Annotated in this window: 23 protein-coding genes and 1 pseudogene; 4 read left to right on the forward strand and 20 right to left on the reverse strand. The window is 62.6% G+C overall.

The features are described from left to right. Positions 1–114: 114 nt before the first annotated feature. The 11 genes from ASC86_RS08650 to ASC86_RS08700 form a co-directional block, all read right to left on the reverse strand. Positions 115–1,440 (reverse strand): BatD family protein, encoded by a 1,326-nt coding sequence (locus tag ASC86_RS08650; RefSeq protein ID WP_056319257.1) that lies wholly within the window; start codon positions 1,438–1,440, stop codon positions 115–117. Continuing rightward, entirely contained in the window at positions 1,437–2,993 is a 1,557-nt protein-coding gene (locus tag ASC86_RS08655) for a VWA domain-containing protein (RefSeq protein ID WP_056319261.1), read from the reverse strand. The genes ASC86_RS08650 and ASC86_RS08655 overlap by 4 nt, the downstream gene beginning before the upstream one ends. Continuing rightward, positions 2,990–3,979: a VWA domain-containing protein gene (locus ASC86_RS08660; protein WP_056319265.1), complete on the reverse strand. Its 990-nt coding sequence runs from the start codon at positions 3,977–3,979 to the stop codon at positions 2,990–2,992. The genes ASC86_RS08655 and ASC86_RS08660 overlap by 4 nt, the downstream gene beginning before the upstream one ends. Further along, a complete protein-coding gene (locus tag ASC86_RS08665) occupies positions 3,966–4,484 on the reverse strand; it encodes a DUF4381 domain-containing protein (RefSeq protein WP_056319267.1) in 519 nt (172 codons plus the stop codon). Before ASC86_RS08665 ends, ASC86_RS08660 begins: the two co-directional genes overlap by 14 nt. Next, positions 4,484–5,434, reverse strand: a complete 951-nt coding sequence (locus ASC86_RS08670) for a DUF58 domain-containing protein (protein ID WP_056319269.1) — start codon at positions 5,432–5,434, stop codon at positions 4,484–4,486. Before ASC86_RS08670 ends, ASC86_RS08665 begins: the two co-directional genes overlap by 1 nt. A 9-nt stretch (positions 5,435–5,443) precedes the next feature. Further along, complete coding sequence (locus ASC86_RS08675) at positions 5,444–6,418, reverse strand: MoxR family ATPase (protein WP_056319271.1); 975 nt, start codon at positions 6,416–6,418, stop codon at positions 5,444–5,446. Between the two features lie 66 nt (positions 6,419–6,484). Continuing rightward, positions 6,485–8,098, reverse strand: coding sequence for an arylsulfatase (locus ASC86_RS08680; RefSeq protein WP_056319274.1), 1,614 nt, complete (start codon positions 8,096–8,098; stop codon positions 6,485–6,487). A 319-nt stretch (positions 8,099–8,417) separates the two neighbouring features. Next, on the reverse strand, positions 8,418–9,806 hold the full coding sequence (locus ASC86_RS08685; protein WP_056319379.1) for a DUF1254 domain-containing protein: 1,389 nt from the start codon (positions 9,804–9,806) through the stop codon (positions 8,418–8,420). A 305-nt stretch (positions 9,807–10,111) separates the two neighbouring features. Continuing rightward, positions 10,112–10,462 (reverse strand): cupin domain-containing protein, encoded by a 351-nt coding sequence (locus ASC86_RS08690; protein WP_056319276.1) that lies wholly within the window; start codon positions 10,460–10,462, stop codon positions 10,112–10,114. A 116-nt stretch (positions 10,463–10,578) separates the two neighbouring features. Beyond that, positions 10,579–11,028, reverse strand: a complete 450-nt coding sequence (locus ASC86_RS08695) for a cyclophilin-like fold protein (RefSeq protein ID WP_244477566.1) — start codon at positions 11,026–11,028, stop codon at positions 10,579–10,581. Beyond that, positions 11,025–12,215, reverse strand: a complete 1,191-nt coding sequence (locus ASC86_RS08700; protein ID WP_056319278.1) for an MFS transporter — start codon at positions 12,213–12,215, stop codon at positions 11,025–11,027. Before ASC86_RS08700 ends, ASC86_RS08695 begins: the two co-directional genes overlap by 4 nt. Before the next feature lie 156 nt (positions 12,216–12,371). Here ASC86_RS08700 and ASC86_RS08705 point away from each other — a divergent pair, with 156 nt between their 5' ends. Together ASC86_RS08705 and ASC86_RS08710 are read left to right on the forward strand one after the other, a co-directional pair. Further along, positions 12,372–13,265, forward strand: coding sequence for a LysR family transcriptional regulator (locus tag ASC86_RS08705; protein WP_056319281.1), 894 nt, complete (start codon positions 12,372–12,374; stop codon positions 13,263–13,265). 154 nt (positions 13,266–13,419) lie between these two features. Then, positions 13,420–13,617 (forward strand): DUF1289 domain-containing protein, encoded by a 198-nt coding sequence (locus ASC86_RS08710; protein WP_056319283.1) that lies wholly within the window; start codon positions 13,420–13,422, stop codon positions 13,615–13,617. A gap of 65 nt (positions 13,618–13,682) precedes the next feature. Here ASC86_RS08710 and ASC86_RS08715 read toward each other — a convergent pair whose 3' ends face one another. The 4 genes from ASC86_RS08715 to ASC86_RS08730 all read right to left on the reverse strand — a co-directional run bounded on the left by ASC86_RS08715 (position 13,683) and on the right by ASC86_RS08730 (position 18,113). Beyond that, positions 13,683–15,695, reverse strand: a complete 2,013-nt coding sequence (locus ASC86_RS08715) for a bifunctional DedA family/phosphatase PAP2 family protein (protein ID WP_056319286.1) — start codon at positions 15,693–15,695, stop codon at positions 13,683–13,685. A 9-nt stretch (positions 15,696–15,704) separates the two neighbouring features. After that, positions 15,705–16,256 (reverse strand): phosphatase PAP2 family protein, encoded by a 552-nt coding sequence (locus ASC86_RS08720; protein WP_056319288.1) that lies wholly within the window; start codon positions 16,254–16,256, stop codon positions 15,705–15,707. Positions 16,257–16,324: 68 nt separating this feature from the next. Continuing rightward, a complete protein-coding gene (locus ASC86_RS08725; protein WP_056319290.1) occupies positions 16,325–17,566 on the reverse strand; it encodes an MFS transporter in 1,242 nt (413 codons plus the stop codon). A 1-nt stretch (position 17,567) separates the two neighbouring features. Then, positions 17,568–18,113 carry a Chromate resistance protein ChrB gene (locus tag ASC86_RS08730; protein WP_056319293.1) on the reverse strand — a complete coding sequence of 182 codons (546 nt, stop codon included), beginning with the start codon at positions 18,111–18,113 and terminating at the stop codon, positions 17,568–17,570. 35 nt (positions 18,114–18,148) lie between these two features. Here ASC86_RS08730 and ASC86_RS08735 point away from each other — a divergent pair. Then, positions 18,149–18,646 (forward strand): annotated as a pseudogene (locus tag ASC86_RS08735) (SIS domain-containing protein); the annotation flags it as partial. 65 nt (positions 18,647–18,711) lie between these two features. Then, positions 18,712–18,897 carry a PfkB family carbohydrate kinase gene (locus tag ASC86_RS25030; protein ID WP_244477567.1) on the forward strand — a complete coding sequence of 62 codons (186 nt, stop codon included), beginning with the start codon at positions 18,712–18,714 and terminating at the stop codon, positions 18,895–18,897. Positions 18,898–19,129: 232 nt separating this feature from the next. Here ASC86_RS25030 and ASC86_RS08740 read toward each other — a convergent pair whose 3' ends face one another. From ASC86_RS08740 to ASC86_RS08760, 5 genes are all read right to left on the reverse strand, one after another. Then, positions 19,130–21,166 carry an ABC transporter ATP-binding protein gene (locus ASC86_RS08740; RefSeq protein ID WP_056319295.1) on the reverse strand — a complete coding sequence of 679 codons (2,037 nt, stop codon included), beginning with the start codon at positions 21,164–21,166 and terminating at the stop codon, positions 19,130–19,132. A 4-nt stretch (positions 21,167–21,170) separates the two neighbouring features. Further along, entirely contained in the window at positions 21,171–22,049 is an 879-nt protein-coding gene (locus tag ASC86_RS08745; RefSeq protein WP_056319297.1) for an ABC transporter permease, read from the reverse strand. Continuing rightward, the gene (locus tag ASC86_RS08750; protein WP_056319300.1) at positions 22,046–22,999 is read right to left on the reverse strand and encodes an ABC transporter permease; all 954 of its coding nucleotides are present in this window, start codon (positions 22,997–22,999) and stop codon (positions 22,046–22,048) included. Before ASC86_RS08750 ends, ASC86_RS08745 begins: the two co-directional genes overlap by 4 nt. Then, positions 22,996–23,667 (reverse strand): dimethylsulfonioproprionate lyase family protein, encoded by a 672-nt coding sequence (locus ASC86_RS08755; protein ID WP_056319302.1) that lies wholly within the window; start codon positions 23,665–23,667, stop codon positions 22,996–22,998. The genes ASC86_RS08750 and ASC86_RS08755 overlap by 4 nt, the downstream gene beginning before the upstream one ends. A 70-nt stretch (positions 23,668–23,737) precedes the next feature. Beyond that, positions 23,738–25,261: an ABC transporter substrate-binding protein gene (locus ASC86_RS08760; RefSeq protein ID WP_056319305.1), complete on the reverse strand. Its 1,524-nt coding sequence runs from the start codon at positions 25,259–25,261 to the stop codon at positions 23,738–23,740. Between the last annotated feature and the right edge of the window lie 34 nt (positions 25,262–25,295).

Raw genomic sequence — 25,295 nt, forward strand, 5'->3', positions numbered from 1 at the left:
GATTTCGAAGCGAAGCATCGCGGGGAGGGACGGTCTGCGGAAGTACGTTACGATAACAATGAAGTGTACGTCCTGTAAAAGTGGCGTAAATTCTCGTTTGCTACGGCAATTCTGTCATGCGTCGGCGGCCGAGACGTTTAGGGCAGGCAAGCTGCTCGCACGCCGGACAACGTGTAATGAGCGGTCTGCCCTAGCGCTTCGAATGGCGGCCGCCAACGCCGTGCGGTTCAAGCTGGGGTGATCTGCGGAGGAGCCAAAAAGCTCACGCTCAAGCTTCTCCGTTTCGCGGGCGATGTTCTTGTCTCCCGTGGCGGCGACCCATTGCCCGATAGACCCATATCCCGCGCTTTTCGTCCAATCATCGAGACTTCGGTAGACAGTCATGGGATCGTCGCTGAGAACGGAAGCGAGAAGGTACTTCAACTTTCGCTTCGAGGAATGCTGGCGCGCATTCCTCAGCGCAAACCATCTCCGTCTCGCCCATGGAAATGCCCGTACGGTCAGGTAGCCTACTACGGCTAGAGCAAATAGAGCAGCGGCGATCAACGAATACTGTCTCCAAACCCGTTTTCGATCTAGCTGCGTGTCCGCTTCTTCAACCTTCGGAACAAGACCTGTCGGCGCCGGGGCGGACTTGCTGACCGTGACCTGCATTGCCGGAAGTTCGGCATGCTCGGTTGCCTGCGTATCGAGGTCGCACCACGGATACGACACGGCTGGAATCTCGAACGTGCCCTCGGCCTCGGCTATATAGGTGATCGTCTCCGTCCGCGAGCTGCCCATGGTTCGATCCTCTGCCTGAACACCGTCGGCAATTTTCGGAGGCTTCGAGTACTGCTTCAGACCTGTCGCGGTTGCCGCGGGGACCTCAGGGATCATCATCGCCTGGGTATTTTCCGCAAACACCGTGATCGTTCGGACCAGGGCGTCTCCTGTCCTCAAGGTGGAGGGATCTCGGTCGAACGACTGCTCGATCGTCAGGCCGCGCGCCGCAAAGGTGAGAGATGCCGTCGTGCCGCCGGGCGTCGCTTCCACCGTGAAGCTGGTCGAAGGCAGCGTCGTCTGCCCGGCGATCGGCTTGCCGTCCTGCGAATAGCCGAGAGTGATGACTGCCGGCGGCAAGGTAAAGGTACCCGACGTCTCTGGAACCACGGCATACGTTCGTCGTATCCCTGCATATTGCACGCCGTCGATCGTCTCGACCATGTTCTGGGCGCGGTCATCGGGTAGCGTGACGATTGCGTTCGGAAGATCGAACAGGGGAAATTGCGGCGGCGACGTGAAGAAGTCGGGCACCAGGACTTCGACATCGACCAGCACCTGCTGGCCAGGAACGATCCGGCCCGTGTCTTCGAGTTTGGCGCGCGCGAATGGTTCCGCCGCAAGAACCATCGGTCCATACAGCAGCCAGAGGGTGATCGTGATGCCCACAAGCCTCATCGCTTCACCTGCTGCGCTTCGATCGCGAACTTGCGCGCCATCAGATCGGCCGGACTGACGACGATGTTCTTCATCCACAGTTCCGACGTCTGTTCGGCGATATCCATCTTGCCCGCCTTGCCCTGCTTGCCCTTGTCGTCGAACTGGACGCTGTCTGGCGGAAGGTTCGGTTCGTCCTGTTGCTCCTGCTCGTCGTCCTTTTTCTGCTGGATCAATGTTTGTGCGATCGCGAGGTTGGCGGAGGCGTCCGGCCATCCCTTGCGCTTGTCGAGCGCCTTCTTGTAGGCGGCGACAGCCCCGTCGAGCTTGCCGATATGAAGCAGCGCGTTTCCCTGATCGTACCAACTCTCAGCGCTATCGACGGCGGCGAAAGCATCGAGTGCTTCAGCGAACTTGCCTGCCCGGTAGAGTGCCGTACCCTTCCACATCGGATCGGCGAAGTGTGCCGCCGCGGCGGCGAAGTCGCCCTTTTCGAATGCGATACGCCCCTGTTGGTCCGGTGTCAGCCACATGTCGGTGAACTCGGCAGCTTGAACCGCGCCGGGCATGAGGAGGCGGGCTGCGAGGACAATGGCGCCCACACGCACCACCCAGCCCTTGCGGAACGAAAGCGCGAACAATATCGTCAATGGAAGGACCAGCCACCAGCCCAGATCGAGCCAGCGATCGCCCTGCGACGCCTGCTTCTGGGCGAAGTTCGTGCGGATCTTCTGCAAGATCCACCGGATATCGGTATCATCCTCCGTCATCGTCGCGACGTCGACGCCGGTCAGCGCGTGCAGGTTTTTCAAACCTTCGAGATCAAGCTTTGCAAAGACTCGCTCACCAGAAGCGCCGGTCAGAAAGCCGCCGTCCGGCGTCTTCACCGGGCCGCCGGCTTCCGTGCCGATCCCGAGCACGACGATACCGTGTTTCGACTTTCGTTTGAACGCATCGAAAGCCTTTGGCTCGATACCGTCGGTCAGGAAGAGGATCGTGCCTGACGCGTCTTCGGCGGCCATGGAGGTTTCGGCAAGTTCGAGAGCCTTGGCAGTGTCCTTGCCCTCAACGGGCATGATGCGCGTCGCCAGCGCGTCGGTATAGGTCTCGATCAGGGAGCCGTCTTCGGTGAGGGGCAGGACAAGATGCGCCGATCCCGCATAGGCGACGACCGCCGTGCGCGCGCCGGAGCGTCCCTTGACGATGTCCTTGATCTTCAACTTTGCCCGTTCGAGCCGGGACGGCGTGACATCGATCGCATCCATGGTCGGCGACAGGTCGACGGCAATCACCAGCGGAGCGGTGTCTTCGACGAAGGGCGGTATCTCGCGCTGCCATGTCGGGCCCGAAGCGCCGAGACCGGCCAAAGTCAGCGCCGTGGCAAGCAACCAGGAGGGTCGCACGCGCGACCCCTTTGAACCCGCCACCAGCAAGTTGTCCAAAAGATGTGCCTCGATCAGGCCCTTCCATTGGCTGCGAACATCCGTGGAGCGTGACGCCATCCAGAGGATTAGCGCGGGCACTGCGAGCGACAGAAGCCACCACGGCCTCAGGAAATGGAAAGCTTCGATCATGCGGAAGCTCTCCCTTTAAAAAGGCCGGCCAATCCGCTCATCCCGTAGAACAGGGCAAGCATCGTGATCGATGCACCGAGCGGCCAGTGGAACAGTTCGATGCGCGGCCGCCAGGAGAGGTTCTTCTGATTGTGCGGCGTTATCTTGTCGAGCGTGTCGTAGATGGCGGCGAGCTGGGTCTGGTCTCCCCCGAAGAAGTAACGCCCACCGGTATCGGACGCGATCTTCTGGAGGGTGGACGTGTCGAGCTTGTCTTCTCCAGTGGCTTTCGGGTCGCCGATGCCGACCGTATGGATGACGACCTTGTTCTGCCTGGCGATCTGCGCGGCTTTGGCGGGAGGCATCCTGCTTGCCGTATCGTTGCCGTCGGTGAGCACGATCAGCACTTTTTCCGGCACGGTGGTCTTTTCAAACATCTTGATGGCAAGGCCGATGGCGTCTCCGAGCGATGTGCGTGGGCCTGCGATGCCGGGCAGCGTGTCCGCGATCACCACCTGAACGGTCTTGTGGTCCATGGTGAATGGCACCAGCGGGTAGGGCGCGTCGCCGAAGGCGATCAGGCCGATGCGATCTCCCGGACGCTTGGTGACGAAATCCTCAACCACCTTGCGGACGGCATCGACGCGCGCCTCCATGCTTCCGTCGGGCGAAGAGAAATCTTTCGTATCCATCGACTGCGACAGATCGAGCGCCAGCAGCAGGTCTCTTTGAGGCTCTACCTTCTCGATGGGCGGCTCGACAAATTGCGGGCGTGCGAGCGCGAGGACGATCAGGAACCAGGCCAGCGTTTCGCACGCAAGCTGGATTCCACTCCGACGCGGAATGACGGATCCCTCGGTTGGCTTGATCCCTGCGGCCTCGGTAACCTGGGCAAAGAAGGGAAGTCTGATGGACGCCGACGTTTCGCGATGCGCAGGCAGAAGCCACCACACAAGCAAGGGTGCCGGGATCAGGAGAAGCAGCCAAGGATGGTCAAGCTGATACACGATGCCCCCTGATCCATCGTCTTGCCGCCGCCAGGATGTCATCCGTCACAAGCACCCCCGCGCTTGCGCCCGACTGATACTCGCGGTCATCGAGGAGGGCGTCGAGCGCATGACCTTCCTGGCCGCTGCCATGGGTCTTCAGAAATGACACCCAAGCGGCCCCTGAGAGTGTGGCGACCTCGGCTCTGCCCCATGCCCCCAACGCAGTCCGTTTGAGAACCTCCGCGAGATCCCGAAGGGCTCTGTCATGTTGGGCAGGGTCTTTCAGTCTTTCCTCTATCGCGTCGAGGAGGGTGAGCGCCTCGCGGCGATACGCGTTCGCGTGGTACATCAGGATGCTTCGAACAAGGATTGCCCCGACGACGGCGATCAGAAGGACCGCGATCAATGCCCAGCCCCAGGTCTGCGGCAACCACGACACGGGCTTCGGAACCGCAATGTCCTTCAGCGACTCGAGAGCCACTTTGGTCAATGGGTCAAGCGGTGTCGCGTTGCCCGGTTCCATCAGCGCCTCCGCTGCCGCCAGGCGGCCTGTTCGAGAAGCCGCCGGAGCTGTGGAGCGGTTTCCTCCGCCGCCGAAACGGGGAGCATCGGCAGGCCAAGCTCCTTTTGCCAGTTACGAAGCTCACGACCCCGCTCGCGCGCGAACGTATCCACGGCTTGCTTGACATCGGCGCGGCGCAGCGGCAGTTCCGCCTGCAGGCCACCGCCGCTGACGACGATGTCGCCGGACGTGGGGAGATCGAGCAGGAAGGGGTCGTAGACGAGGATGCAGATGACATCGTTTCGGTCGGACAGGCGCAGCAGGAGATCTCGTGTCGCGGCACTGTGGCCGTTGAAGTCGCTGATCACGACGATGAGATGATCGTGGTGGGCGATGGCGGCGACGCGGTGCAGAACGGCATCCAGCGATGCGGGCGATTGGGTGCCGGCAAATCCGGCCTCGAGGCTGCCGTTCTGCGCCGCGATCTTGCCGGCCAGCGTGATCACGGCTTCACGGCTGCGATGCGGCCGTACCTCGTCGATATCACTGTCGTTGAAGACGAAACCGCCGACGCGATCGCCAGAGCCCAAGATGCGCCAGGCGCAAAGCATCGCCGCTTCTGCCGCCGTCACCGATTTCATCGCACGCCGGCTGCCGAAGAACATATTGATCCGCTGGTCGACGACGATGAGGGCAGGGCGTTCCTTCTCCTCGCTGTAGACGCGCACGACGGGTTTGTTGGTGCGGGCGGTGACGCGCCAGTCGATCGAGCGGATGTCGTCGCCGGGCAGGTAGTCGCGCAGTTCCTCGAAGGTCAGCCCCCGTCCGCGCATCGAGGATTGCATGCGTCCCGCAAGCTGCTGGTGACTGCGGGATTTCTGGACGAAGCTCAGGTCGCGCGCATACGCTTCCAGCGCCACCAGTTGCTCGGTGGAAACATGGACGCCTTGCGTGCTTTCAACGGTGGGCATCTCCTCTCCTCACGAAACCGCCACGAGCTCGACGATCCGGTCGATAACTTTGTCCGGCGTGGTGTTTGAGGCATGCGCCTCGTAGGACAGGATGAGTCTGTGCCGGAAGACATCGTGGACGATCGCCTTGACGTCATCGGGGGTGACGTAGTCGCGCCCCTTCATCCAGGCGTAGGCGCGCGAGACCTTGTCGAGGCCAATGACGCCGCGAGGGCTGACGCCGACCTGCAGCAGCTTGGCGAGATCCTTGTCGTAGCGCTCCGGATAGCGCGTGGCGAAGACGAGGGCGACGATGTATTTCTCAACGGGATCGGACACCGTGACGATGCCGATTTCCTTGCGGGCATCGAAAACGGCCTTGGGGTCAAGGCGATCGGGAGCGGCTGACGTCGAATGTTCCGCGGCATTCTCCTCCTCCCTCACCAACCGCATGATCGCAGCCTCGGATGCCTCGTCGGGATAGCCGACCTCGATATGCATGAGGAACCGGTCGAGCTGCGCTTCCGGCAGCGGGTAGGTGCCTTCCTGCTCGATCGGGTTCTGTGTGGCCATCACCATGAACAGTTCCGGTAGCGGGTAGCTCTTGCCACCGACGGTAACCTGCCGTTCTTCCATCGCTTCAAGCAGAGCCGACTGCACCTTGGCCGGTGCGCGGTTGATCTCGTCGGCGAGGATCAGGTTGGCGAAGATCGGTCCCTGCTGGAACTTGAACTCGCCCTTGCCGCCCTCGCTGAAATAGATTTCCGATCCGGTGATGTCGGCGGGCAGAAGGTCCGGTGTGAACTGGACGCGGGAGAGTTCGGAATTGAGGTTTTTCGCCAGGCTCTTGATGGCTCGGGTCTTTGCGAGCCCCGGAAGGCCCTCGACAAGGAGGTGGCCGTTGGCGAGCAGGCCAAGCAACAGTCGCTGGACCATGTCTTCCTGACCGATGATGGATTGGCCGATGCGGGTCCCGAGGGCGAGGATGTCGTCACGAGCGGTCATGCGGAGCCTATCAAGGTTCGGGAAAGAAAAGGCGCGCCGATAGCTGGCGCGCCTTCATATCGAGACTTACTTTTCGATGCCGCGGTCCTTGAAGGACTGGTCGATCGCTTTGTTGACCTGTTCGCGGACGCCTTCGATGTTGAAGCTGGCACCCCGCTGGCTCGGCGGATACTTTATGAAGGTTTCCAGGAAGGCAGCCGCCTTTAGCTGTCCTTTGACCAGCATGTAGTCGTTTCTGACCAGCCAATCGTTGTATTGGTCGGAAACCGTGTCAGCACGCTCGTAAGGATCCATCCGCAAGTTGAAAAGCTTGGGAATTCGCCATGTGACGAGGGGGGTCTGCCACACAGAAAACCCACCAGGTGCCGGTTGTTCATGGAACACGACCTTCCAGTCGTCATAGCGAATGGCGACAAGATTGCCGTCGTCATCAAAGTAGTTGAACTCTTTGCGAGCGCTCTCGTCTGATTTTCCGGTGATGTAGTCGAGTTGATTGTAGCCATCGAGATGGTTGCGGAAACTCGTGGCGCTGCCTTCAGGCTTCCATCCGCTCAACAGACGGCCTTTCACATCAGCATCGCCGGCCGCCGCCAATAGGGTCGGGAACCAGTCGAGGCCCGAGAACATTTGGTTGGAGACCTGCCCTGGCTTGATATGGCCTGGCCACCGCACCATGGCCGGCACGCGGAAGGCGCCTTCCCAGTTGGTGTCCTTCTCGCTTCGGAAAGGCGTTGTGGCCGCATCCGGCCAGGAAAACTGGTTGGGGCCGTTATCCGTCGTGTAGACGACGATAGTGTTGTCGGCGATGCCCAATTCGTCGAGCTTGTCGAGCAGTTTGCCGACGTCGCCGTCATGCTCGATCATTCCGTCGCCGTATTCGTTTCCAGGCATGCCACTCTGGCCGCGCATGGATTCTCGAACATGAGTGAACACATGCATGCGTGTCGTGTTCATCCAGGTGAAGAACGGTTTCTTCGCTTTGGCCTGACGATCGATGAAGTCGATGGCGGCGGCCGTCGTCTCGTCGTCGATCGTTTCCATGCGCTTCTTGGTCAGCGGACCGGTGTCCTCGATCTTGCCATCGGCTGAAGCCTTGATGACGCCGCGCGGGGAATAGGCTTTCAGAAATTCCTGGTCGTCCTTCGGCCAATAGGGCGCTTCCGGCTCTTCCTCGGCATTGAGGTGATAGAGGTTGCCGAAGAACTCGTCGAAACCATGTTTGGTCGGCAGGTATTCGTCCTTGTCGCCAAGATGGTTCTTGCCGAACTGGCCTGTCGCATAACCCAGCGGCTTGAGAGCCTGGGCGATGGTGATGTCGCCATCCTGCAAGCCGACCGGGGCGCCGGGGGCGCCGACCTTGCAGAGACCTGTGCGCAGGCAAGCCTGACCCGTGATGAACGTCGAGCGCCCTGCGGTGCAACTGTTCTCGGCGTAGTAGTCCGTGAATATCATACCGTCTTTGGCGATCCGGTCGATGTTGGGTGTCTTGTAGCCAACCACACCCATCGAATAGGCGGAGATGTTCGTCTGACCAATGTCGTCACCGAAGATCACCAGAATGTTCGGCTTGGCGGCCGTGGCATCCTGCGCACTGGCAACCGTCGCCGCGACGGGAATGGCCGTTAAAGTCATCGCAACCGCAGCGGTGGCGCTCAATAGCCTGCGCGAAAAACTGTTCATGAGGGCATCCCCATCCTGTTTCGTTGAACATGTTTGGACATTTACGATCTCCTCTTGGTGGGACAGTCAAGGCTGCCCTGGCAGGTCGCGTGTTCGACGGGACCACTCTCGATAGAAAAGTCACGGATGGAAGTACGTTACAGTAAAAAAGCTATTCGCGTTGACGTAACAGAACGTAGATCCGGGCTCCGTAGCGTCAAGGATCAGTTTCACCTGATAGCAATTTATCAGAACTCGCCACGAGGAACACGCGTGTCCGGTTCGATGAAGACTTGGGCGGGGAAGCCAGACACGACGCGAATTCACTCGTGAAACAAGCTCATTCCCCAACCTTCTCCACGACTGGAGACTTCCACGTCCCGTCAAGAAGCTCCGGCTTCGGCAGATAGTATCGCATTGCCATCATGAACGGGCCATCAGGTGCCGGCAGCCAATTGGTTTCCTTGTCCTTGCCGGGGCTGTCATGTTGGATGTAGATGGTCAGTCCACCATCCACATCCTTTTTCAGATCGGGAAGCATAGGCGCGTTGATCAGGTAACGTTTGATCGGGTTGGCGACGAGGAGTTGTCCAGGCAGATCGTACATCGTCAGCGACCAGAAGGCGTTTACGGGAGGAAAATTTCCACCCTCGAACTTCAGCGTGTACTTGCCCTTCGCGCCATCCAGAGCGCTACCCTGGGCGTCCTTCTCGTAGATCGGATAGAGCGCCTCCTCCCTGGAGTTTGCTCCGATGCCGACCTGCGTTCCTGCCGCTCGCGCGACGAAATCGTTCTTCAGAAACTCGCGCGTGCCAAACAAGGTGGAGCTATCCCCTTGAAGACTTGTCCGGAGATCGTCGATCTGCTTCTGCCCCTCTGTCATGCCGTCGGCCAGCGCCGCCTTGATCTCAGCAGACTGGGCCGCAACATCGAAATGTTCGCCGGGTTTTAGCCCAAGCTTTTCGAAACGTGCGCGCAATTCGGTCTCGGACGGGTGAGTGGGTGTGAACTGCAGGAGAAAAGCCAAGACATTGAAGAATTCCGGGTTGGTTTTCTGCTCCGCAGGGCGGATCGGCTGCACCCACTCCGTTGAGGGCTCCGGAATGCGCTCCTTGCCCTGGAATTCGGAGAGCGACTGGAGCTTGTAGCCCGCTTGGATTTTCTTGACGTTTTCCAGGTCGTCCGGATTGAAGAGCTGCGTGCGCCCGATCACGTTGACGAAGTCGGTCTCGGATCGGATGACCTTGGTGACGCCCTTTGGATCGTCACCCTTCCAATTCGGCCCTGCGATCATGTAGGTCCCGCCGTCGTTACCCGTCGTTCTGGTGCCGATGTAATCGAAGTTGAATGTATAGAGATCCATGAGCTGGAAGACGAAATAGCGGTTCTTCTCCATCTTCGGGACCGTGATTACCATCGGCTCGGCTCGGAGATCCAGGCCCATGAATGTGTATGGGGTGTCGGAATTCGGCGTTACAAAGCCCTTGTCCTCTGGGGTGAATACGCGGGCAATGTTAAGGACGGAGTTGAAGGGGCCCTTGTATTCCGGGCTCTTCGTGTCGATCGAGAACGCATAAATCGTCGCGTAGTCGCTCACCATGGGTACGCCATAGACGTAGGCCTCCCTGGCGATCTCCGTGGCCTCCTTCCGGTCGAGTTCGGCTGCGCTCGCGGGAAACGCAAGAAGAGCTGATATCGAGAAAATTTGTATCGCAGAGCGGAATTGCATCTGTAGCCTCCTGTATTTCGACGCACACTGGCAAAGGTCGGGGGCAAGAGGAAGTACGTTACGGTAAAAGAAGACGTACAACCACCACGCCGCAATACTCATGGCCCATATGGGCTCGCTCAGCGGCTGGAGGCCGCGATAGGGCCAGAGGTCCGAACCGCAGATACAGGTGGCCGAAAGTTTCAGGATAGCGTCGGTGGGATGGAGGATTTCCGGCTCCGCCACCTCATCGCAATGGATGTCGCCGGGCTGCAAAGCACTGAACCAAGCATGGAATGTTCCTTTGCTCGCTGTTTCCGGTTGCCTCAAACGCCGTAGTCGGCATCCGTGACATGCTCCATCCAGTCGACGACCCTGCCGTCCTTGACCTCCTGAAGCGCGATATGGGTCATGGCGACATCCGTGTCGCCGGGGCGGATGTCCTCGATAGGGCCGCCCTCGCGTTGCACCCGGCCGAGGCCCGAGACGACGATCAGCGTCTGGCCGAGCGGGTGCGTATGCCAGGCGGTGCGGGCGCCCGGCTCGAAGGTGACCTGCGCGCCCTGCACCCGTTCGGCATCGAAGGGATTGCAGAGCGGATCGATGCGAACCGTCCCTGTGAACCAGGCATCAGGCCCTTTTGCGGATGGGCGCGATCCGGCGCGTAGAATGTCCATGGTGGTTCTCCTGTCTGTTAGCCGATGTCGAACCGTCCCTGTGAACCAGGCATCAGGCCCTTTTGCGGATGGGCGCGATCCGGCGCGTAGAATGTCCATGGTGGTTCTCCTGTCTGTTAGCCGATGAGGTCGATTTGTAGCGGAAACTGCCCGCGCGTCTGTAAGAGGTCGAAGCTGCCGTCGATGCGGCCAAGCCGGATCAACCCGCGTGACCAGCGGTATCCCGCGTGGAAGAAGGCGAGGTTGCCCCAGGGCGCATAGTAGCAGAGATCGCCCGGCTGTTCGTTGCCGAACGGGCCACTGCCCTCCTCGGTGAGCTTGCGCGGCAAATAGCTGATCTTCTCGTTGTTCGCGTAGTTGTCGATGGTGAGATGGCGGAGCGGCAGCATCGATGCGAAGTCGCGGGCCGATGGATTGTCCTCCAGCGCTGCCGTCATCGTCTGGCCGTTGAACGAGATGCGGATTTTCATGGACGCGGCTCCCTGTGCATGGGTTGAGCGGGCGAGGCCGAGGGTGAGGAGGGCGGCCTGCAGCGCTGCCCGGCGGGTGATGAAGGACGATCTCATGCCGTAGCCTTTGCGTGGTCGATGGCGGCCGCCGCTGCCAGGAGCGCCGAGCCGAGCAGAAGGGCGGCGCCGAGTGCGAAGGGGCTCCACCATCCGAACGCGTCGAACAGCAGGCCACCCACGGCGGCGCCCAATGTGATGGCCAACTGGATGATTGCGGCCTGTAGCCCGCCGCCAGCCTCGGCATCGTCGCGCAGCGCGCGGCTGAGCCAGGTTCCCCAGCCGACCGGCGCGGCCGTGCCGAAGAAGCCCCAGCCGATCAACAGAACGGCGACGGCCCACGGCACCGAGCCGAAAAGGATCAGGATGCCCGCCAGCAGCGCCATCACAAGCGGAATGGCAATGACGATGCTGTAAAGCTGCGTCTGCAGCAGCCGGCCGATGGTCCAGGTGCCGGCGACGCCGGCAAGGCCCATCAGGAGGAGGATTGCCGAGAGGGTCGAGACGCTGACGCCGGTCACGGTTTCGAGAAAGGGCCGTAGATAGGTGAACAGCGCGAACTGTCCCATGAAGAGCAGGAAGATCGCCGCCATGCCGAGCGCGACCTGCCGGCGCTTGAGCAGCCGAAACACATTGCCCGGCCCCTTTCGCCCGCGCGGCGGCAGCGACGGCATGCCGATCCATTGCCAGACGAGCGCCAGCAGCGCCAGCGGCACGACGAGGAGGAAGGCGCCGCGCCAGCCGACATGGTCGCCGAGCAGGCTGGCGAGTGGCGCGGAAACGGTCGCGGCGATGGCGTTGCCGGCATTGATCATCGCCAACCCCTTTGGCACCGCCTCTTCCGGCACCAGGCGCATGACGATGGCCGTCGACATCGACCAGAAGCCGCCGATTGCCACGCCGAGCAGGGCGCGGCCGATCATCAGCACCGTATAAGTTGGTGCGAACGTCACGATCAGGCTGGAGAGGAAGAGCAGCAGCGAGAACGAGAGCAGCACGCGCTTCCGGTCGATATGCCGCACGAGGCCGGCGATGACGAGGCTGGTGACCACCGCAAAGATGCCGGAGACCGAGATCGCCTGGCCGGCCCGGCCCTCGCTGATGCCGAGGTCCCCGGCGATCGGCGTCAGCAGGCTGACGGGCATGAACTCGGACGCGATGAGGACGGCGACGCAGAGCGCCATCGAAAACACTGCACCCCAGGCCGCCTGCGGCTTTTCCAAACCATGATCGTAGGTCGTATCCATCGTCGCCCCCGTGGGAAAGGTTGCCGGCGATTGGCCCGGCAGCTTATGGAATGCTGGATAGCAGCGATGGATTGCAGTGATTAGCCGTAGAATTTCGTTTGAACTTATCGATGCAAGCCATAAATAATCGCGCACGCTTCAACGAAGGCATCGACCATGCGCGAAAACTTCAACGATCTGCTTTGGTTTCTGGTCGTCGCCGAGGAGAGCAGCTTCACGAAGGCGGCCGCCAAGATCGGCATCACCCAATCGACCTTGAGCCACACGATCAAGCGGCTGGAAACGCGGATGGGGCTCCGGCTCCTGGCGCGCACGACACGCAGCGTCTCCACGACGGAGGCCGGCGAACGCCTGCGTCAGTCGCTTGGCCCCCGCATCGCTGAGATCGAAACCGACATCGCGGCGCTCACCGCCTATCGCGACAAGCCGTCAGGGACGGTGCGCATCACCGTGTCGGATCACGCGCTTGACTACCTCGTCTGGCCGAAGTTAAAGCCGGTTCTCGCTGACTATCCCGATATCAAGCTCGAGTTCAGCCGGGACAACGGCTTCCGCAACATCGTCGAGGATGGGTTCGATGCCGGCGTCCGGCTTGGGGAAACGGTCGAGAAGGACATGGTCGCGGTGCGCATCGGTCCCGACTGGCGGTTGGTCGCCGTGGGAGCGCCGGGGTATTTCGAGGCTCGCGGGATTCCGCAAACCCCTCAGGATCTGATGGGCCACAACTGCATCTGTTTGCGCCTGGCGACCGCCGGCGGCCTCTATGCCTGGGAGTTCCAGCAAGATGGACGGGACATCCGCATGCGTGTCGACGGCCAGCTCACCTTCAATTCCACGCTGCCGATGGTCGAAGCCGCGCTTGCGGGTTACGGCATCGCTTATGTGCCGGAAGATACCGTCGCGAACCACATTGCCGTCGGCCGCCTGCAGGTTGTGCTCGCGGCGTGGTCTCCGCCCTTTGCGGGCTATTACCTCTATTATCCGAGCCGCCGGCAGAACGCGCCTGCCTTCAAGGCCATCCTGGATGCACTCCGGTCAAGCGCGGCGTAACGACATCGCTGTACGCTCATGGGCCTGCAATTTTCTCGGCAGTCTGAGCGTCACCCTGAAGCCGGGATCACCGTGGGAAAAAACGATATCGCCACCGTGATGGTGCACTCGAACTCATCGACGTCGTCCACGCCTATGTGAAATAACAATCGCCATGAAAATCGAATCCCCCTGCATCGACGTCTGCGCTTTCGATCCCCGCAAGAAATGGTGCGTCGGATGCGGCCGCACGCTCGAGGAGATCAAGTCATGGAAGAAGCTCACACCCTTTCGGCGCCAGGCCTTGTCGAACGATCTCAAGCATCGGATGAAATGGATCGAGAAGAACGACGCGGCGAAGCTCATCCGCTAGAAATCAAGCCCCGAAGGTTTTCTGGGTGACAGCACCCGGTCACGCTTTTGGGTCGGCGGCCGGATTTATTGGCGAAGCAAAAGCACTCGCCCATCCCAGTCTGCGGCTGTCATGTCGTCGCGCACGGCAAGGCGTCCCATCGGAAACTGACCGGCCAGCCCATCACGCGGTCCGTGCGCCTCCGTCCCGACCTGCGCCCAACTGAACAGCGAGACGGATCGAACGATCCGCTCCTCGACGACCGAGCCTATCCACACCGGCGACGAGGTTTCGCCGGCAATGTCCAGATCGGCGGACCATAGCCGAAGCACTAGCCGCGTGTCGGTCGACGTACCCTCATGCACGACGGTCAGATTCGGAAGCCTGCCGCTGGCAAGCCGGGCAACGACGGGCAGTGTGGCCGGATCGGCGTCCGGTGTCAGCCAGGCCAAGGCATTGCGAGGAGCCCAGGATGCCGGGTCGCGCCATCCTTTGCTCGCCAAGGCCTCATGAATGCCGCCCAGGCTCCCGGCCCATTGAACGGTCAGCGGTTCTTCGATTTCGCCGGTCAGATCGATGCGGTATGCCGGCAATTGCCGCCAGCCGGTCGTCCACCAGGTCTCGGCGGGCATCGTCGGCATCGACGTCTTTACGGCGTAGCGCTCGACATCCAGCGCATGATGCCGATAGACATTGAGGCCGCCGGCCAGGGCGAGCGCGCTGCACCCGGCAAGGGCCAGTGCTTTTGCGCCGATCGGTTCCGAGGTCTTGCGAAGATAGAAAAAGCCCAACAGGGCAAGCCAGCCCGTTCCGAACGCCAGCCCGCCGATTACGTCGGAGAACCAATGGGCGCCGAGATAGAGGCGGGAAAACGCGATCAGGAACGTGAAGGATGCGGCGCTGGTTGCGATGGCGAATTGCCATGCGGGACGCAGATCCCGCGCGATCAGGAACGCGAGAAAGCCGTAGAGAATGAGGTTGACGGTGCTATGGCCGCTCGGGAAGGAAAACGCGCTCCAGCCGGTGTAAAACAGTTCGCCGGGCCGGGCGCGGTGGAGCGCGACCTTGATGACCGTGTTGAGCGCCGAGCCGCCTGCGACGGCGGCCAGCCAGTATGCCGCCGTGCGCCAGGCGCGCTTCCAGGCGAGCCACAGGAACACGACGACCGTCACCGCGGCCACGACGACCGTATCGCCAAGCTCGGTAATGGCGATCATCACCGCATCGCCGGGGGCGGTGCGCAGTGCCTGGAGCGCCTGATAGATCGAGGCATCGGCGCGGATGAGCGGATCGCCGCTGACGACATCCTCGAGAATGCCGAAGAACAACCACGCGCCGCCGAGAAGAAGCGCGGCCAGCAGCGCCAATCCCCTCGCCTCGGGCAGCGACGGGTCAAGCAGGCTGGCGATGGCTTTCGCCCACGCGGAATCGATACGGTCAAGGCGGATGCGGAGGCGTTGCCCGGCCGCGACGGCAGCCGGTACGCCGCGCCGCAGCCCGAAGCGCACGATGCGGACCATCGCCCAGATCACCACGGCGACCAGGACGGCGATGATCGCCAGCGGCTTGGCGGCCGGCCCTAACAGGCCGAACGAAGCGCCGACCAGCACGCCCGGCAGAATGTGCGACGGCGCCCAGACCAATGCGGAGAGGATGTTGGCGACATAGAACCGGCGCGACGACATCTTCAGGATGCCGGCGATGAGCGGGATGAAGGCCCGCACGCCGGGGGCAAAGCGGGCGATAAACACGCTCTTGTCGCCATGGCGGGTGAAAAAGGCCTGGCTGCGGGAAATCAGTTCCGGATAGCGGTTCAGCGGCCAGTTCTGGAGGATCTGGCTGTGGTAGCGATGGCCGATCCAAAAGGAGAGGCCGTCGCCGATGATAGCCCCGGCCGTCGCCGCCGCAAGCAGCGGCCAGAGCGTGACGACTCCGCTCGGCACGAGGGCGCTGATCGCGATGATGACGGCCGTTCCGGGCACGAAGACGCCAATCAACGGGATCGATTCCGACAGCGCGAGCAGGAGCACCGCCGCATAGGCGAGGTGCGGGTGCGCCGCGATAAAGGCAGTGACGGAGGAAAGAAAGGAGACCACCATTCTCTTGGCCTACAGGATGCCGGTGATCATTCGGTCGACGCGCGTTCCCTTCCGATACAGGCAACGCACCAGCACCGCGGCGACGGTCGTCGTCAAAGCACCGCCGAGGACATCGCTGACATAATGCGTGCCGATATAGACGCGCGAAACCATCACCAGCAACGCCGCCGCCAGGAACCAGAGCCCGAGCCGCCGCATCCCCTGCAGCAGGAACGCTGCGGCGATGGCGATCGCAGCCGTCGCGTGATCGGAGGGAAACGAGGGATCGGCGCTTCGGTCAATCAGCAGATGCGTGACGCCGGCGTCGTAGGGTCGTATCCGATTTACGGCAAGCAGGATCAGTTGATTGAGCATGAGGCCGAGCAGGAACGTCAGGCCCGCGGCGACCAGCCCGTGCCGGATATGGTGGCGGTCCCCGCGTCGCCACCATTGTCCGGCGACGGCCAGGACAAGAAGCGGAACGCCGATCGCCGAGATCCAGATCATCGGGATATCGAGCACGGGGCTCGTTCCGGCGGGGCTGTTGATTGCCCTGGTCAGTGCTGCATCAAGCTCGTACATCACGATATCCAGACCCGGATGTTGGTGCGCGCTCGGCGCGATTGTCGTTCGGCAAATGTTTCGTCACGTCAGGCACGGTCCGGCGCCTTCAGCCAGCCGCCCATAAAAACCAGACCGGCCACAGTCAGCACGGCGAACGCGGCGCCGGCGACAAAAGTCCCCTGCGGACCGAAGACGTCCCACAAAACTCCGGCAATCACGCTTGCAGCCAACAGTGTCAGCCCGGTGACGAGGTTGAACATGCCGAAGGCCGTCCCGCGCAGTTCTGCCGGCGCACTCTCGGCGATCAGGGTCGCAATGAGCCCCTGTGTAAAGCCCATATGCAGCCCCCAGAGCACGACACCTATGCCGACCCCCACAAGGCTCGGCGCGAAGGCGAGAACCAGATCGGCAAGGATGAGCAGCACCATGCCGACGATCAGGATCGTCACTCGGTCCATCCGGTCGGACAGGATGCCGATCGGATAGGCCGATAGCGAGTAGGCCAGGCTCATGAGCACCAGCACGATCGGGACCAGCGCCAGCGGCAGCCCGATCGACTGGGCGCGCAGGATGAGAAAGGCTTCGCTGAAGCGGGCAAGCGTGAACACCGCCGCGATCGCCACCACCCACCAATAGGCAGAGCCCAGGCATCGCAATTCGTCGCGATGCAACGGCATACGGACTTTGCGCAGTGTTCTCGGCCGCTCCGGTTCCTTGACAGCGAAAAGAATGACGCCGACCGACAGGAATGCCGGAATGACGGCGACCCAGAACACGGTCTGGAAATGATCCGCCGTCAGCCACATCAATCCGATTGCAAGAAGCGGCCCCAGAAAGGCGCCGATGGTGTCGAGCGACTGGCGCAGGCCGAAGCTTGCGCCACGCAGTTCCGGCGGCGCGATGTCGGCGACGAGGGCATCGCGCGGCGCGCCCCGGATACCTTTGCCGATACGATCGATGAAGCGGGCGGCGACGAGCCAGTCGAGCGAGAAAGCGAGCGGAAAGATCGGCTTGGTGATGGCGGCCAGCCCGTAGCCGATGGCGGCCAGCAGCTTGCGTTTACCGAGCCAGTCGCTGAGCGCGCCGGAAAAGACCTTGGTGATCGAGGCGGTCGCCTCGGCGATGCCTTCGATGAAACCCACGGCAAGGGCCGAGGTGCCGAGTACCGTCACCATGTAGACGGGCAGCAACGCATGGATCATCTCGGAGGAGATGTCCATCAGCATCGAGACGAAACCGAGCGCCCATATGCCAGCGGGAATGCGCCGGCGAACCGACGTGGATGCCGCGTCGTTCGCTACTGCGCCTGCCGGGTCTTGTTCGGCCATCTCATCGGTTCTCGTCATGGGCGTCGAAGACGCGTTGGGCATAGCCGTCGAGCAGAACCTCGCAGGCGCGCAGACGGTCTGCCGCCTCCTCGGCCAGCGTTCCGCCGTAGAAATCGAGCTTGCGGATCTTTTCCAGCCAGCCCTGCAGTTTCTTGAGGTCGGTGTCTTCCTCTTCAAGCTCCGCATAGGTGAACTTGTTGATGGCGACCTCCTTGGCGATCTCCGCCTCGAAGTCGGCGCAGCGCCCTAGAAACTCGCGATACTGCTCATCCCGATCGGCCTTGAAACGTGAGACGACTTTCTCCTCCTGGGCACGATCGAGTGCCACGGTCTCCAGGATGACCGCCTCGCCGCCCATCCCGGCGACGTCGTTTTCCAGCATCTTCAAGCGGCGCACATGGTCGTCGGTCTTCGGCAGCAGGCAAACGCCGTTTTGCAGGTAGACCGCGCCCATGCCCTTCAGGCGTCGCCAGAGTGCGATGCGTTTGGCAGCGGGTTCGGGCGGGACCTTGTAGGTCAGCAAAAGCCAGGAGGGCGGCGTTGTCATGGAGTTTGTATAATGTAACGACCGTAACATTGCAAGTGAAACGAGACTGGAGCGGTTGCTTCGCGCTCCGGACCTTCGACGACGAGACGTCGCTGAAGGAGATCGCCGGTGAGGCGGGTGTTTCCGAGGCCATGGTCGTGAAGATCACCAAGAAGCTCGGCTTCGCCGGTTACCGTGAATTCCGCAATGCCGTTGCCCAGTACAATCGGTTGCCGACGGCGGAAATGCATCAGGAACTCTCGCTGGAGGATACGTCTCGGAAGATCGTCCAGAAGGTGTTTCGCACGTCGATCCAGGCGCTGGAGGAAACGTTGGCCATTATGGACATCGAAGCCTTCGAGCGGGCGGCCGATCTCATCTACGGCGCACGCCAGCGCGATTTCTACGGTGTCGGCGGCTCGGCGCAGATTGCCCGCGACGTGGCGCACAAGTTCTTGCGGATCGGCGTGCGCTCCAGCGTCTACGACGATTCACACATGATGCTGATGTCGGCGGCGCTGCTAGGCCCTGACGACGTTGCCATCGGATTTTCCCCCGAATCCTGGCCGGCCACTATCCTGCGGCCGTCGTTACCGCGGGCGGTGAGGGTGTGGCTTTCGTGCAGTCCGACGGCTACGAGGCGAAGATTCCTGCGATCAAGGTCAAGCTCGTCAGCACTCATGGCGCCGGCGACGAGTTCATCGGCGCGCTGGCAGCTGAGCTCGCACGTGGCGCGACGCTTGAGCGCGCGGTAAACAGTGGTAACGAAGCTGCTGCCCGTTTGGTCAGCTCACCTGAAGCGTAATCGGCCGCGAGACGACTAATAGCAACCAACGCTTACTTTCGACTTTCGACGTTGAGCTAAGCGCTCATCGGACACACCTTCCTGTCCAGGCTGCTCGGGAGGCCGCCGGGAACGGCCTTTGGATCGTCGCCTTATTGGTTAGAACCCATTCAAAAGCTTGCTTATATGGGCTCGGGGCGGATTTGTTCCCCATCCTACTCGCGCATTTTAGCGTCGGATACATATTCGCGGCTCAGGAAACTGACCTGCTCTGTCTCGGGTGGTCATTGCGATTTGCCGGAGAAGCACCGGTTGCCAAGTTGCCCGTGGTCAGATGGCAGCGGATGAACCCGTTAACCGTTGTCTGGATGGGCGGCCTGGTGTCGGCGCAGAGGCTACCGATCTGGCGCGGACAACGGCCGGCAAGAGGACAGCCGACGCCCGGTGCTGCCATCGAATTCGGGGCGGATGGCGGGCGGGAGACGTAATGGTCTTTTCGAAGGCCCGGTGCGGCTTCCAGCAGCATTTCCGTATAGGGGTGCAGCGGTTTGGAAAGCAGCGTGGCGGTGTCGGCGAGCTGCATGAGTTCGCCATGATAGAGCACGGCGACGCGGTCGGCGAATTCCTGCACCACGGCGAGGTCATGCGAGATGAACAGCATGGCAACGGCATGCTTTTCCTTGAGGGCGCGCAGCAGCTCGACGATACGCGCCTGCACGGAGACGTCGAGGGCCGAGAGGATCTCGTCGCAGATCAGGAGTTTTGGATTGACCAGCAGTGCGCGGGCGATTGCGATACGCTGGCGCTCGCCGCCGGAGAGTTGTTCGGGAAAACGATCGAGATAACCGGCATGCAGGCCGACATTGTCGAGCACGGTTTCCAGCGCCTTCTCATCGACCTCTATGCCAAAATGATCGATCGGGCGCGCCAGGATCGCGCGGATGCGGCGGCGCGGATTGAGCGAGGCGTCCGGGTTCTGGAAGATGTACTGGATCTGTCGCAGTTCCTCGACGGAACGGTCCTTCAGAGCCGGCGCAAGGGCGGTGCCATCGAGTCTGATGATGCCGGCGCCGGGCGGCAGGCGGCCGCTGATGGCGCGGGCGATCGTCGACTTGCCGCTGCCGGATTCGCCGACCAGTGCCAACACCTCGCCGGTCCGCAGGTCGAGATCGATATCGCGCACCACGGCGGGGCTCGCGCGGTCGAGCAGCCGGTCGAACAGGCCGGGGCGTGTATAGGAGAGGGAGAGGTTGGCGACCGAGAGCAGGCGCGCCGGCGCTTCGGCGGTCTTTTCCTCCCCGCGCTTCACCAGGACGGGGAAATGCGGTGCCACGGCCTCGCGCCAGCGCATGCAGGCGACGGCACGGGCCTCCGCGACCGGTTCGAGCGTCTGCGGCGTGGTACGACAGGCGGTGGTGGCGAAATCGCAGCGCGGCTCGAACTTGCAGCCCGTCGATATCTGGTCGCGACGCAGCACGCCGCGCAGGCCTCGGCCGGGCCGAGCCGCGCCGTCGATGGTGGGGATGGAAGCGATCAGGCCGCGCGAATAGGGGTGCGCCGGGGCTGAAAGCAGCTTTTCGCAGGGCGCGACCTCCACGAGCTGGCCGGCATACATGACGCCGACGCGGTCGGCGATCTGGGCGAGCAAGGCGAGGTCGTGGGTGACATAGAGCATGGCCATGCCGATACGGACGCGCAGGTCGGCGAGGAGCTGGACGATCTGGCGCTGGGTGGTGACGTCGAGGCCCGTTGTGGGTTCGTCCAGCACCAGCAGGTCGGGATTGCAGGCGACGGCCATGGCGATCGTCACGCGCTGCTGCTGGCCGCCAGAAAGTTCGTGCGGGTAGCGGTGGCCGACATCGGGTAGGCCGACCAGAGCGAAAAGCTCGACGATGCGGGTCTCCATGGCCATGTCCTCCGGCAGCGCCTTGTGCGTGGCAATCATCTCGCGGATTTGCGCGCCGACGCGCATGCCGGGGCTGAGCGATGTCGTCGGGTTCTGCGGGACGAGGGCGATGCGCTTGCCGCGCAGGCGCGTCAGCGCGGCGGCGTCGAGTTTCAGGAGGTCGGTACCGTCGAAGAGGACCTCGCCGGTCTGCACCAGGCTGTTGATCGTGCCGTAGCCGAGCAGCCGGTAGGCGACGGTGGACTTGCCGCAGCCGGATTCCCCGACGAGGCCGAAGGCTTCGCCGCGGGCGATCTCGAAGGAGACGCCCTGCACGACGTTGGTCCACCCGGCCGTGCCGCCATAAGCGATGTTGAGATTGCGGACTTCGATGAGTTTCTTCATGGTTTTACGCTCCCGCGACAGGCCGCTGGCCGAGCATGCGCGACAGGCCGTCGGTGAAAAGGTTGAATCCGATGACGAGGGAGGCAAGGCCGAGGCCCGGCCCGAAGACCGTCACGGGGGAGGCGATCAAGAGGTTGCGGTTCTCGCTGATCATCAGGCCCCATTCCGGTGTCGGCGGGCGGATGCCGAAACCGAGGAAGCCGAGTGCCCCGATGAGGATCGGCGCATAGCTGAGGCGCAGCGAGAATTCGACGAGCAGCACGTTGGCGGCGTTCGGCAGGATTTCCCGGAAGACGATCGACCAGGTGCCTTCGCCGCGCAGTTCGGCGACGGCGACATATTCGCGCGTTGCGATCTCCATGGCGGCGGCCCGCGCGATGCGGGTGATGCGCGGCGCATAGACGAGGCCGACGACGAAGACGATGAGCACGGGCGCGCCGGCAAGTGCCGGGCCGGCGGCGATGATCATCACCAAAGCCAGCGCCAGGAAAGGAATGCTGATCATCGCCTCGACAACGCGCTGGGTGACCGCGTCGAACCAGCCACCGACATAGCCGGAAAGGAGGCCGAGCGCCGTGCCGGCGACCATGCCGAGGATCGTGCCGGCAAAGGAGAGCAGCAGCACGATATGCGCGCCGTGCATGAAGCGGCTGAAGACGTCGCGGCCGATCTGGTCGAGGCCCATGGGATGGTCCCAGGAGATGCCTGACAGCGGCAAGCCCGCCCCCATTTCGGCAAAGCCATAGGGGGTCCAGACGGCGCCGATGATGGCGAAGAGCGCATGGGCGGCGAGGATGACCGCGCCGACCTTGAACGGGCCGGGCGTCGCGCGCCAGCGGTCGGTGTTGAAACGCCGGGACGGGGTGGAGGTGCCTGATGTCATCGGCTGGTCCTCAGGCGCGGTTGGAGCAGGACGGCAAGCACATCCGCCACGAGATTGGCTGCGACATAGACGGCGGCGCTGATCATCACGGTCGCCTTGATGAGCGGAATGTCGCGCAATTGCAGCGCGTCAATCAGCAGCGTGCCGAAGCCGGGATAGGAGAAGACCCGTTCCACGATGACGACCCCACCGATGAGGAAACCGAGATTGAGCGCGGTGACGTTCAGCGCGGGCACGATGGCGTTCGGCAAAGCATGGCGGAAGAGAACGGCGCGCGGGCGCAGTCCCTTCAGTTCCGCCAGGCGCACATAGTCGGAGCGCAGCACCTCGATCAGGCTGTCGCGCAACACGCGGATGGCATAGACGGCCATCATGATGGCGAGCGTCACGGCCGGTAGCACCATGACGCGCAGCATCTCCGGCCAGGTGCTGTTTTCCGATATGGTCGCGAGCGCCGGCAGGATCGGCACGGCGACGGCGAAGAGGAAGAGCAGCATCGTCGCCAGAAGGAAATCCGGCAGCGAGAGCAGGAGCAGCGTGATGACGGAGATGACGTTGTCGATCGCCTTGCCGCGGTTCACGGCCTGGATGATCGCCGGAACGAGCGCCAGCACGAGATAGAGGATGAAGGCGAAAAACGAGAGCAGCAGGGTGTTGACGATGCGCGGGCCGAGCACGTCGGCGATCGGCCGGCCGGTGGCGATGGAGGTGCCGAGATCGCCGCGCAGGAAATCGCCGAGCCACTGGAAGTAACGCACGAGGGCGGGCTGGTCGAGATGGAGCTGGCTGCGCAGCACCTCCAGCGCCTTGGCGGTGGCCTCGCGGCCGAGGATTCGGGTGGCGACATCACCCGGCAGGGCTTCCAGAATCAGGAAGATCAGGATCGAGACGAGGAGGAGCGTCAGGGCCGACAACAGGATTCGGCTGGCGAGAAGACGGAAAATGCTCATAGCGCATCGAGCCCCAGGGAGGAGAGGGCGGCCTCCGCCGTCACGGCATCGGGAATGAAGGCGGCGTCGGTGTCGAGATCGCCCTCCCAGATGTAGAGCAGCACGAGCGGCCGGTCCGCCGAGAGCGTCGCATGCGGCAACCATGGCGGATGGTGGATGATGGCTTCCGTGCCGTGGCCGACCCAGTCCGCCTCGCCCGCTCGCCAGAAAGACGGGCCGGTGAGGGTGTAGTAGAGTTCGTCGGCGGGATGGTGATGAAGCGGATAGTAGGTCTTCGGTCCCAGAAACATCAGGCCGAAGGCGATATGAGGGTCGCGGATCAGCGCCGGCGGGCCCCCCTCCGGGCCGCAGATGACGCCGTAGCCGTAGTTCTCTCCGAAGTCGCGGCTCGGCGGACTGGCGAGGTAACTCTTGCTGCGGGTGATGTGAAGGGCGGGCAGCAGATCGGCGAGCGCCTGGGCGAGCGGCGCATGCGCCGTGTGTTCGGCAAGCTCAGCCTCGCAGGCCGCCTGGATCGGCACGCGGGCGGACGCCGCATCGATCATCGGCGGCATTTGCTTTGCCAGCCGGCGCAGGCGGACGGCGTGGGATCGGGATACGGTGCGCGTATCGCGGTCGAGCGCATCGGCGAAACAGCCGAGAAAGGTTTCGAGAGCGGTGTTGTTCATGCAGATGTCCTCTTCCACGGGGCGGTGCGCCCCGTGGATGCGGGTGGTCTCGGGAGGAGGAAGGGGTGGTTTATTCGCCGCAGGCCAGTTCGGCGTAGTCGATGCGGTTGACGTCGACATTCGGCGTGTAGCCGGTGCACCCCTTGCGCAGGCCCGCGACGACGGAGGTGAAGACCGGCAGGATCATGCCGCCTTCATCGGCGACGACGCGCTGGGCCTGGCGGTAAAGGTCATTGCGCTGGGTCTCGTCGGCCGTCTGGCCGGCCTTGACGACGAGCGCGTCGAAATCATCGCGTTTCCAGTGCGTTTCGTTCCATTCCGATTTGCTGTTCAGCGACAGCGTCAGGGCTTCGGCCGGCGGGCGCGCGCTGGTATAGGAGATGACGGCCGGTTTCTTCAGCCAGATCGTGTCCCAATAGCCCTCGGCCGGCGAGGTGATGACGTTGACGCGGATGCCGGCGGGCGCGCCCATCTGGGCGTAGACTTGCGCGAGCAACATCATGCCCGGATAGGAATCCGAGGTGTAGAGGTCGAAATCGATGCCGTCGGCATGGCCGGCTTCCGCCAGCAGCGCCTTCGCCTTCTCGATATCGGCCGTCTTTGCCGGTGTGCCGAGGCCGAGCGGCGAGGAGAGCGGGATCGGTGTATCGGCCCCGACCTCGCCATAACCGAGCAGCACCGTGTCGAGGATCTTCTGGCGGTCCATCACCAGCTTCATCGCCTCGCGGACCTTGACGTTGTCGAAGGGCGGCGTGTCGGTCCAGACGGCAAGGTAGAGCGAGGTTGCGCCGGGCGTCGCGACAAGCTCGACGGCGGGATTGTCCTTCAGCGTAATGAGGCTTGCCGGATCGACGGTCAGCGACAGATCGACCGTACCCGAGAGCAGCGCGGAAAGGCGTGAGGTCGGCTCCAGGCTGGTGGTGATCTCTAGGCATTCGGCCTTCGGCAGGCCGGCGCGCCAATAGGAGGGATTGCGCCGCATCACGCGCACGGCGCCGTTGATGGTAAAGGTCTCCTGCAGGAACGGCCCGGTACCATTGCCCTTCATGCGCAGGTCTTCGGCCTTGGCGCTGTCAGGCACCATCAGCGCATATTTGGTCGCGATCAGCATCGGCAATTCCACGACGGGCTGCCTCACCTTGAAGCGCACCGTATGGTCGTCGACGGCCGTAATGCCATCGGCATCGAGGAAGGCGAGTGTCGAAAAACCGCCCGGAGAGACGGCGGGATCGAGCAGACGGCGATAGGAGTAAACGACGTCCCTGGCGTCGAAATCCGAACCGTCGTGGAATTTCACGCCCTTTCGCAGGTGAAAGGTCCATTCTGTCGCATCGGCGTTGGATTCCCAGGATTCGGCAAGCACCGGCACAGGCTGCATCGTGTTGCTTCGGTCGACCAGCGGCTCGTAGACAGAGCGGATATGATAGACGCTGTCCGTGCCGATCAGCGCGGCCGGGTCCATGGTCTGTTTCTCGCCGTCGGATTCATAGCCGAGCACGCGAACGCAGCCCTGCTGCGCAAGCGCCGGCGTCGAAAGCGCAGAGGCGCTCATGGCCACGGCGAGCGCCGTGCCCTTCAGAAGATGTCTCTTCATTTCGGTTCCCCATTTTTGGATTATGCCCGAGTAT

The sequence above is a fragment of the Rhizobium sp. Root1212 genome, from assembly GCF_001424985.1.
Taxonomy (GTDB): domain Bacteria; phylum Pseudomonadota; class Alphaproteobacteria; order Rhizobiales; family Rhizobiaceae; genus Pararhizobium.